The following is a 2,782-nucleotide window of genomic DNA, read 5'->3' as shown; positions in this document are numbered from 1 at the left end:
GCCCACGAGTGTGGCAGTACCGCCTATGTTTGAAAACAGGGCTTCCAAAATCAAAAACGGCGCTGTAGGTAATTCAAGGATTTGGGTGATCAGAATGGTTATAGGCGCAACCAACACTACGGTGGTAACGTTATCCAAGAATGCGGAGAGCAAGGCGGTAGCGGAAAGCAAGCCAATAAGGATGATCAAAGGATTGCCCCACGCACGCTGGGCAATAAATATGGCTACCCATTCAAACAAGCCCGTCTGCGCCAAAATATCCACAACGGTCATCATGCCGATAAGCAAGAAAATTACGTCAAGATCAATGCTTTCCAAAGCAGCATCGTAGGGCATGACGCGCAATAAGAACAAGGCAGTGGCACCCAACAAGGTTGCGAGAACGCGGTCGAGTTTTTCGGTAACCATTAAAATGTAAACAACAAAAAATATGATAATTGAAGTGATCATGGTCTAATTCCAAAATGAACGCCCATAGGGGGACAGGCAGTATTCAGACATCAATAACACGCTCAAGAACAAGGATACGGTCGATTACACCAATACATTTTTTATCTTGAACGATATAAACTTGGGGCCGCTGATGGATCGCCAATTCAAAGACAATCTCCAGAAGCGTCGCTTTGAGCGGCATGGCGCAAAAATCCCGTACCATCACGTCTTGCGCAAGGGCATGGCTTTCATCAGCAAAGTACTTTTCAAAGGGATCAAACTCACGTATAAAAGCGACACTTTTAAGTTGTGTGAAAAAGTGGGGCATGCCCAGCTTGAAAAGATTATCGCAGGTAATCTCCCCGACAAGTGTGCCGTCTTCTTCGCAAACAGGTACCGTGTCCAAACGCTGCTCATTCATCAACTGCGTCACTTCTTTCAGGGGCGTGCCGGGATTAACGATATGGGTAGGCGTACGCATAATATCCCGCGCTTTCAACACGACATCTTTTTCAACTACGTGTTCCTGAATGTAGGCATAGAAAGCAGACACACCGCTCTGCGCTAAGAAGGCGCTGCGCTTTTCCGGCGATGCAAAAATCCGTGCCGATTGGGCGATCAACTGAAGCGCCGTCTGCGGCTGATCTTCGGGAACCACAATCAAAAGCACAATAGAAACGGGTTTGCCGTCAAGAGAGCCGAAATCCAAGGGAGGATCCACAAGGGCCAAAGCGACCACCGGTTGGCTGAGCCCTTCAATGCGCGCGTGCGGAAAAGCCACCCCATGCCCTAACCCTGTAGCGCGTTCTTCTTCCCGTTCTTTTATTTTTTGCAACAACAGCGCCCTTGAAATATCGTGTTTTTGAGCTTGCAACACAGGACTGCCAAGCATACGATCCACCAATTGTGTGATCAAATCCCAACGATCAGAAACCTGCGGATGCAATAATACAAGGGTTTCATCAAAATAAGCCAAGGGTTTCATTACAAGAATCCAAATTAATTAGGAGTGAATAAGGTCAGAGCGGGGAGAACACTATAGAGTATATCACAGGCAAGGAAAAATTGTAAAATAGCAAGAAGAAACGGAGTAGAAAAATACCTTTCCCTTCACGTCAGCCTGTCTTGATAGAAAGAGATTAAAAAAAAGACTTCTCGCCTGCAATTTAATGACAAAACAAAGTTTTCTAATTTGATACAACACGACATTACTATAGATACAGAACACATACTTAAAGCTATTTATTTCCGTGAATATGGTTGACATTTTAGGTGTTATCAGATAGAATTAATGAGGTAATCGGTTACTTGATACATAATAACCATACGTCTCATAGAAACTGTAAAAAAGAACCGAATAAATCATTCTCCCGCTTACGTTGGGTACGGGCAAAAGGCATTGCCGGAAAGGAGTTAAAAAGTCCTCATCAATAAGGACAGAAGCCGTGAAGCTCAGTGGCAAAAAAAAATCAGCCTCAACGCTTTTCCGGTTGATTTCTTAATTTACCAGGAACATATTTTTTTTAGGATTTTTGATTTACTGAAAAAACAAATCGGCTGCATCAGCCAAATGGAAAGGAATGAGGAATGAAACACTTTGTGTATAGTCTGCTTTTTCTTGCAAGCGCAGCATTGCTTCTGCCTGTTGTAAACGTTTATGGACAAGCTTCGGAAACGTGCCCCGATGGCTCCCTGTTCAGTCAACCGCCCACCATAGGGACTGAGCCCCGCATTTGGGGAAATGATGGATTGATTGACACAGTGGTCTCTTTGGGACACCTCACGTATGCAGATATGCCGACTCCCTTTGACGACTTTACTGTGTCCGATGATATTGGACAACTTGTTTGGTGGGGTACGGAAACGGACCTCTACAAAAATCCGGGCGATCGCTTTGCTGACATCTTTTCCATCTTCTTTTACGAAAATGCGGCCACCGATCCGGTTACGCCCGGCGCGGTCTACAAAAAATATGAAAACCAATTGGTTACCAAAGAATATACGGGTAAGATATATTTATTTTACAAAATATATAAATATACCTTGACATTGCCTGAAGCTTGTGACTTGCGGGAAGGCTGGATTTCTATCAAAGGTGACCTTGCCGGCAGTGTGGATCCCACAGACCCCAACGATCCTGCTAAAGCACGAGGCTTTGTCCATATGTCCTCCTCTTCCGGCAATGAGATATTGTGCGAATATAGGGAAGATTACGATCCTTTCCGATACCGTACCGGCGATCGCTACGATCTTGCCCTCTGTTTATTGGAGGGACCTTCACAAGTTCCTGATGTAGAAGGAATGTTGCTGCCTGATGCAGAAGCTGCCCTTGCCGATGTGGGATTAATCG

Annotated in this window: 3 protein-coding genes; 1 reads left to right on the top strand and 2 read right to left on the bottom strand. The window is 45.0% G+C overall.

Annotation, left to right across the window (positions count from 1 at the left end; all coding sequences use genetic code 11):
- Both GX117_14315 and GX117_14310 read right to left on the bottom strand, forming a co-directional pair.
- A partial coding sequence (locus GX117_14315; GenBank protein NLO34505.1) for a hypothetical protein occupies positions 1-450 on the bottom strand: 450 nt, incomplete at its 3' end.
- 43 nt (positions 451-493) lie between these two features.
- Positions 494-1,417, bottom strand: coding sequence for a PTS transporter subunit EIIA (locus GX117_14310; GenBank protein NLO34504.1), 924 nt, complete (start codon positions 1,415-1,417; stop codon positions 494-496).
- A gap of 602 nt (positions 1,418-2,019) precedes the next feature.
- On the opposite strand from GX117_14310, the gene GX117_14305 reads away from it, so the two are divergent.
- A partial coding sequence (locus GX117_14305; GenBank protein ID NLO34503.1) for a hypothetical protein occupies positions 2,020-2,782 on the top strand: 763 nt, incomplete at its 3' end.

Source organism: Candidatus Hydrogenedentota bacterium, from assembly GCA_012523015.1.
GTDB lineage: Bacteria > Hydrogenedentota > Hydrogenedentia > Hydrogenedentales > CAITNO01 > JAAYBJ01.
This window is presented reverse-complemented; position numbering and strand designations above follow the sequence as displayed.